Genomic DNA, 6,834 nt, shown 5'->3' with positions numbered 1-6,834 from the left:
GAGTGGGCGCGGGATGCGTACCTAAGCCGTTAGCTGCAATAAAAAACGGCCTCCAAGTGAGGCCGTTTTTTATTGACTGCAGGCAGGGTCAATGTGGGAGCTGGCTTGCCTGCGATAGCGATGGGTCAGGCAGCCATTGTTTAACTGACAGACCGCCATCGCAGGCAAGCCAGCTCCCACCTTTGGTTTTGTGCAGAGGTTTAACCTTTAAGTGCCAGCTCGATCAGTCCGTGCAGCTCTTGCACCGTCAGCGGTTCGGTCGAGAACAAAATGCGAAACACCGTCGGCGCCGCCAGCAGGTTGATCAAATGGTCCACGCTCGGCGGCGTACTCTGTGGGTAGCGATCGATAATCGTCTGAAGCTGCCCACTGAGAATGCTCACGCAATAACCCGGTGTGATCATGCTCTGCAGGTCACGCATCATGTTGCGCCCTGGCTCGGAGCTCATTTCATCCAGGTATTGCTCGGCCCAGGCCCGCAGATCACCGCGCAGGCTGCCGGTATTCGCCGGCTCACAGTCGGGGCGCATGCGGGCCAGGGCCACATCAGCCAACAGCACGGATAAGTCGCCCCAGCGCCGGTAAATGGTCGAGGGCGTGACGCCTGCGCGCGTCGCAATCATCGGTACGGTAACGCTGGAGCGCTCATGGGCTTCCAACAGCTCACGCACTGCTGAATGCACCGATTCTTGGACCCGGGCACTGCGGCCTCCCGGGCGAAGGCCTTCTTTTATCGCCATGCGTAAAACCTTAACACAAAGAATTTGCTTTAAGCGCGCGCCGGTAGCACACTGCGCAAAAGCAAAGTATTAGCTTTAGTGGAGTGTGCCCATGTCTCGCGTTATTTCGCAACGGTCCAGCCTGGCGTTCCTGGTCATCACGGTGTTGACCTTCCTCGCCGCGTCCAGCGCGCCAACGCCGCTGTATCAGGTGTATCAGGAAAACCTGCATTTCTCCGCGACAATGCTCACGGTGATTTTCGGCGTATACGCCGTCAGCCTGTTGGCAGCGTTGCTGACCGTGGGTTCACTGTCGGATCACCTGGGGCGCAAGCCGGTGATTTTCGTCGCATTGCTGCTCAATATTGCGGCGATGCTGCTGTTTATCAACGCCGACAGCACCGCGCACCTGGTTGCCGCCCGCGCGCTGCAAGGTTTCGCCACCGGCATGGCCACGGCGGTGCTGAGTGCGACCTTGCTCGACACCGACCGCCAGCGCGGCCCGATGCTCAATAGCCTGGCGCCGCTGTTGGGCATGGCCAGTGGCGGGCTGGGCAGTGGCCTACTGGTGGAGTTCGCGCCGCGTCCTACCCAATTGATTTACTTCACGCTGTTGGGGTTGATGGTGTTGCAGGCTGTGTATGTGTGGCGCCTGGCGGAAACCGTCAGTCGTATTCCGGGGGCCCTGAAGTCGCTGGCGCCGACCCTGCATGTGCCGCAGCAAGCGCGCCGGGCTTTATGGTTGGTGATGCCGCTGAATGTGGCGGTGTGGGCGCTGGGCGGGTTCTTCTCATCCCTGGCGCCGTCGCTGATCAAGGCTGCCACCGGTTCCACTTCGCACCTGATCGGTGGCGGCCTGGTGGCGGTCGTGACCTTGAGTGGCGCGGTGATGATCTACAGCGTGCGCGAGCGCCCGGGCGATAAAATCATGCGGCTGTCGGCAGGGCTGCTGGCCGTGGGCGTCGCGTTGCTGCTGGTGGCCGTCCACATGGGTATTTTGTGGCTGTTCTTTGTCGCCAGTGTGATTGCAGGTTTTGGTTTTGGCGGCGGCTTCATGGGCAGTGTGCGCAGCATTGTCGGACTGGCGTTGCCCCATGAGCGGGCCGGTTTGATGTCGGCGTTCTATGTCTTGAGCTACTTGGCGTTTTGCCTGCCAGCGCTGTTGGCGGGTTACTTGTGCCAGGTTTACGGCCTTATCGTCACGACTGAAGGCTATGGTGCGGCGCTGATATTGCTGGCCCTGAGTGCCTTGGTCGGTTTGATGCTGCAGAACTCGGTGCGGGCCAAGGCGGCAGTAGAGTGATGCTGTATATTGGTAAAGTAGATAACTTATAGAGATATTACCCGTTATATAGATATTCGTTCAGGTTCTATGATGGCTTCAACCTCATACGAGGAAGAGGATTGCCATCATGACCTGCACGACGACTCCCAGTTGCACGCCCCCAGGCTGCAAAACCCCAAGCTATAAGCCCTTGAGCCACCTGACCCGCCCACGGGAAGTGATTCGCCAGTTCACCCCCAACTGGTTTGCCGCGACCATGGGTACCGGCGTGCTGGCCCTGGCCTTGGCTCAACTGCCGTTCAACCTGCCAGGTTTGCACGCCATTGCCGAAGGGCTGTGGCTGTTCACCATTGGCCTGTTTGTGCTGTTCAGCCTGTTGTACGCGGCGCGTTGGGTGATGTTCTTCCACGAAGCGCGACGCATCTTCGGGCACTCCACGGTGTCGATGTTCTTCGGCACCATTCCCATGGGCCTGGCCACCATTCTCAATGGCCTGCTGCTGTTCGGCCTGCCGCGCTGGGGCAGTGAGGTGATCCCGCTGGCTGAAGCCTTATGGTGGCTGGACGTGGCGATGGCCCTGGCCTGTGGTGTGTTGATCCCGTTCATGATGTTCACCCGCCAGGAACACAGCATCGACCAGATGACCGCCGTCTGGCTGTTGCCGGTGGTTGCCGCCGAAGTCGCTGCCGCCAGCGGTGGCTTGCTGGCGCCGCACTTGGCCGACGCCCATGCGCAACTGGTGATGCTGGTGACCAGCTACGTGCTGTGGGCGTTTTCCCTGCCGGTGGCGTTCAGCATCCTGACCATCCTGATGTTGCGCATGGCCCTGCATAAACTGCCGCCTGCCAATATGGCCGCATCGAGCTGGTTGGCCCTTGGCCCCATCGGCACCGGTGCGCTGGGCATGTTGCTGTTGGGCGGTGACGCCCCGGCGATTTTCGCCGCCAATGGCTTGCCGGGTGTGGGCGAAATGGCCAATGGCCTGGGCTTGGTAGCCGGCATCACGCTGTGGGGCTTCGGTTTGTGGTGGATGTTGATCGCGGTGCTGATCACCCTGCGTTACCTGCGCGCCGGCATTCCGTTCAACCTCGGCTGGTGGGGGTTTACCTTCCCGCTGGGGGTTTACGCGTTAGCCACGCTGAAGCTGGCGAGTCTGCTGCACCTGAGCTTTTTCAGCATCTTTGGCAGCGTGCTGGTGCTGGCACTGGCGCTGATGTGGCTGATCGTGGCCAAGCGCACCGTGCAGGGCGCCTATAAAGGTGAGCTTTTTGTTTCGCCATGCATTGCAGGACTAGCGAATAAGTAAGCGCGATTAGGTAAAGTCGTGGCCTGAGAAACTACACGCCTTCAGGCCACGCAGGAACACGGACGATGAGCCACCCCTCACAATTCACCTTGCTGCGCACACGGCGCTTTCTGCCGTTTTTCATCACCCAGTTACTGGGCGCATTCAACGACAACATCTTCAAGCAATCGCTGATCCTGGCGATTCTCTACAAGCTCACCATCGAGGGCGACCGCTCCATCTGGGTCAACCTGTGCGCCTTGTTGTTTATCCTGCCGTTCTTCCTGTTCTCGGCGCTGGCCGGGCAGTTTGGCGAGAAATTCAACAAGGACGCGCTGATCCGCGCGATCAAGATCGGCGAGATCGTGATCATGGCCGTGGGCGCCACAGGCTTCCTGTTCAACCACCTGGAACTGATGCTGCTGGCGCTGTTTGCCATGGGTACGCATTCGGCGTTGTTCGGCCCGGTGAAGTACTCGATCATGCCCCAGGCGTTGCACGACGATGAGCTGGTGGGCGGCAACGGACTGGTGGAAATGGGCACGTTTCTGGCCATTCTGGCCGGCACCATTGGCGCCGGGATCATCATGTCGTCGAGCAATTACGCGCCACTGGTGGCGGTGGCGATTGTCGGCGTGGCGGTGCTCGGCTACCTGGCCAGCCGCAGCATTCCGCGGGCGGCGGCGTCTACACCCGAGCTGCGCCTGAACTGGAATATCTTCAGCGAATCCTGGGCCACCTTGCGCCTGGGCCTGGGGCAGACGCCGGCAGTGTCGCGCTCGATTGTCGGCAACTCGTGGTTCTGGTTTGTCGGTGCGATCTACCTGACGCAAATCCCGGCCTACGCCAAGGAATGGTTGTACGGCGACGAAACTGTGGTGACGCTGATCCTTACGGTGTTTTCGGTGGGCATCGCCGTCGGCTCGATGCTCTGCGAAAAGCTCTCGGGCCGTAAGGTCGAGATCGGCCTGGTGCCGTTTGGCTCGTTTGGCCTGACGGTCTTCGGCCTGCTGCTGTGGTGGCACTCGGGCGGCTTTCCGCAATCGGCCCAGGAACATAGCTGGCTGGCGGTACTCAGCTACGATCAGGCGTGGTGGGTGTTGTTCGATATCCTTGGCCTGGGTGTGTTCGGTGGTTTCTATATCGTGCCGCTCTACGCGCTGATCCAGTCGCGCACGGCCGAGAACGAGCGCGCGCGGGTCATTGCGGCCAACAATATTCTCAATGCGTTGTTCATGGTGGTTTCGGCCATCGTTTCGATCCTGCTGCTGAGCGTGGCCAAGCTGTCGATCCCCGAGTTGTTCCTGGTGGTGTCGCTGCTCAACATTGCGGTCAACACTTACATCTTCAAAATCGTCCCCGAGTTCACCATGCGCTTCATGATCTGGCTGCTCAGCCATTCCATGTACCGCGTGGAGCATCGCAACCTTGAGCTGATTCCGGATGAAGGCGCGGCGCTGCTGGTGTGCAACCACGTGTCGTTTGTCGATGCACTGTTGATTGGCGGCGCGGTACGTCGGCCGATTCGCTTTGTGATGTACTACAAGATCTACCGTTTGCCGGTGCTGAACTTTATCTTCCGCACGGCCGGGGCGATTCCGATTGCCGGGCGCCATGAAGATATCCAGATCTACGAAAAGGCCTTCATGCGAATTGCCCAGTACCTCAAGGAAGGGGAGTTGGTGTGCATCTTCCCGGAAGGCAAGCTGACCGCCGATGGCGAGATCAATGAGTTCCGTAGCGGGTTGGCGCGGATTCTGGAGCAGACCCCGGTGCCGGTGATTCCGATGGCGTTGCAGGGGTTGTGGGGGAGCTTTTTCAGTCGCGATCCGAACAAGGGCATCTTTCATCGGATCTGGTCGCGGGTGGTGTTGGTGGCGGGTGAGCCGGTTGCGGTGGAGGCCGCGACGCCGGAGCAGTTGCAGGCGCGGGTAGGGGTGTTGCGCGGGAGTGTCAGGTAGTTATTTGCTGGCTGTAAGGGCCTCATCGCAGGCAAGCCAGCTCCCACATTTGAACGCTGAACACCGTCCAATGTGGGAGCTGGCTTGCCTGCGATAGCGGTAGGGGCTCAGGCGCTGATCTTGAGCCCAACCAGCCCGCAAATGATCAACGCCACACTCGCCAACCTGAACATCGCCATGGACTCCCCAAACAGGATAATCCCGGCGATCACCGTGCCTACCGCACCCACACCGGTCCAGATGGCATAGGCGGTGCCCAGCGGCAGCTCCTTCATGGCCAGGCCCAGCAGGCCGAGGCTGATGGCCATGGCGGCGATCGTCAGTGCTGTCGGCAGCGGCTTGCTAAAACCGTCGGTGTACTTCAGGCCGACCGCCCAGCCGACCTCAAACAGCCCGGCAAAAAACAGAATGATCCAGGACATGTTGATCTCCCCTCTATAGCTGGGGTCGTCCCCGGATTAAGCGCTTGAGAGCGTCGCGAGGTCGTCCCCGCGAAGCCCGGTAGCTTGCCGAAAATTGATCAGGTGATCAAGTTTACGGCGCGCTCTCCAGGGCGCGGCGGTCCTCTTTTTCGCTCATTCTGCGAAAGTAAGTCGACAGCAATGCCCCGGAAATATTGTGCCACACGCTGAACAGCGCGCTCGGCACCGCCGCCAAGGGCGAAAAGTGCGCACTGGCCAGTGCGGCGCCCAGCCCGGAGTTCTGCATGCCCACTTCCAGCGCCAGGGATTTACGCTGCGCCAACGGCAGTTTGAACAGGCGGCCGGTGAAGTAACCGAGCAGATAACCGAAGCTGTTGTGCAGCATCACCACGGCCATGATCAACAGGCCGGACTCGGCGATCTTCGCCTGGCTCGCTGCAACGACTGCAGCGACGATGATTACGATGCTTACCACTGAGACCAGCGGCAATACCTCCACGGCACGGCGCACCCGGTCGCCCAGCACGCGTTGCGCCACCACGCCCAGCACGATCGGCAGCAACACCACTTGCAGGATCGACCAGAACAGCTCCATGAATGACACCGGCAGCCAGGCCGAGGCCAGCAGCCAGATCAATGCGGGCGTCAGCAGCGGGGCGAGGAGGGTGGTGACGGCGGCGATGGCTACCGACAGCGCGAGGTCGCCCCGGGCCAGCCAGGTCATGACGTTGGACGACGTGCCGCTTGGGCAGCACCCGACCAGGATCACGCCGACGGCGATTTCCGGCGGCAAGTGGAACGCCTGGCACAGCAGCCAGGCCACGCCCGGCATGATCACAAAATGCGCAACCACGCCGAGGGCCACGCGCCAGGGATGGCGGGCGACTTCGGCGAAGTCTTCCAGTTTCAAGGTCAGCCCCATGCCGAACATCACCAGGCCCAGCAGCGGCACGATGGCGCCTTTGAGGCCAATGAACCAGCCGGGCTCAAGGAAGGCGAGCACCGCGAAAATCAACACCCAGTAGGCGAAGGTATTGCCGACGAAGCGGCTCAAGGCGGCGAGTGCGCGCATGGGGAAGTCCTTGTTATTAGAGTTCGAGGGTGTAACTGCAATCAATGTGGGGCTTGTGTGGGAGATGTTTGTGTGAGGACTGGCTTGTGT

The 6,834-nt window shown here is 60.6% G+C and carries 6 protein-coding genes; 3 read left to right on the top strand and 3 right to left on the bottom strand.

Going from position 1 to position 6,834, the window contains the following annotated elements; all coding sequences use genetic code 11:
* Positions 1-200: 200 nt before the first annotated feature.
* On the bottom strand, positions 201-740 hold the full coding sequence (locus FEM54_RS20565) for a TetR/AcrR family transcriptional regulator (protein WP_099547863.1): 540 nt from the start codon (positions 738-740) through the stop codon (positions 201-203).
* Between the two features lie 91 nt (positions 741-831).
* On the opposite strand from FEM54_RS20565, the gene FEM54_RS20560 reads away from it, so the two are divergent.
* From FEM54_RS20560 to FEM54_RS20550, 3 genes are all read left to right on the top strand, one after another.
* Complete coding sequence (locus FEM54_RS20560; RefSeq protein WP_138452733.1) at positions 832-2,022, top strand: MFS transporter; 1,191 nt, start codon at positions 832-834, stop codon at positions 2,020-2,022.
* A gap of 109 nt (positions 2,023-2,131) precedes the next feature.
* Positions 2,132-3,310: a TDT family transporter gene (locus tag FEM54_RS20555; protein ID WP_099547864.1), complete on the top strand. Its 1,179-nt coding sequence runs from the start codon at positions 2,132-2,134 to the stop codon at positions 3,308-3,310.
* A gap of 65 nt (positions 3,311-3,375) precedes the next feature.
* A complete protein-coding gene (locus tag FEM54_RS20550; protein ID WP_138452731.1) occupies positions 3,376-5,250 on the top strand; it encodes an MFS transporter in 1,875 nt (624 codons plus the stop codon).
* Between the two features lie 107 nt (positions 5,251-5,357).
* Here the strand turns inward: FEM54_RS20550 and sugE are convergent, their stop codons facing one another.
* Both sugE and FEM54_RS20535 read right to left on the bottom strand, forming a co-directional pair.
* Positions 5,358-5,672, bottom strand: coding sequence for a quaternary ammonium compound efflux SMR transporter SugE (gene sugE / locus FEM54_RS20540; RefSeq protein ID WP_099547866.1), 315 nt, complete (start codon positions 5,670-5,672; stop codon positions 5,358-5,360).
* A 112-nt stretch (positions 5,673-5,784) separates the two neighbouring features.
* Entirely contained in the window at positions 5,785-6,744 is a 960-nt protein-coding gene (locus FEM54_RS20535; RefSeq protein WP_138452729.1) for a bile acid:sodium symporter family protein, read from the bottom strand.
* Positions 6,745-6,834 lie beyond the last annotated feature (90 nt).

The sequence above is a fragment of the Pseudomonas edaphica genome (genome assembly GCF_005863185.1).
Classification (GTDB): Bacteria; Pseudomonadota; Gammaproteobacteria; order Pseudomonadales; family Pseudomonadaceae; genus Aquipseudomonas; species Aquipseudomonas edaphica.
This window is presented reverse-complemented; position numbering and strand designations above follow the sequence as displayed.

Excerpts from the sequence above, each read along its gene's own strand:
- FEM54_RS20565 (WP_099547863.1), bottom strand. The coding sequence starts at position 740 with ATGGCGATAAAAGAAGGCCTTCGCCCGGGAGGCCGCAGTGCCCGGGTC.
- FEM54_RS20555 (WP_099547864.1), top strand. The coding sequence starts at position 2,132 with ATGACCTGCACGACGACTCCCAGTTGCACGCCCCCAGGCTGCAAAACC.
- sugE (WP_099547866.1), bottom strand. The coding sequence starts at position 5,672 with ATGTCCTGGATCATTCTGTTTTTTGCCGGGCTGTTTGAGGTCGGCTGG.
- FEM54_RS20550 (WP_138452731.1), top strand. The coding sequence starts at position 3,376 with ATGAGCCACCCCTCACAATTCACCTTGCTGCGCACACGGCGCTTTCTG.
- FEM54_RS20560 (WP_138452733.1), top strand. The coding sequence starts at position 832 with ATGTCTCGCGTTATTTCGCAACGGTCCAGCCTGGCGTTCCTGGTCATC.
- FEM54_RS20535 (WP_138452729.1), bottom strand. The coding sequence starts at position 6,744 with ATGCGCGCACTCGCCGCCTTGAGCCGCTTCGTCGGCAATACCTTCGCC.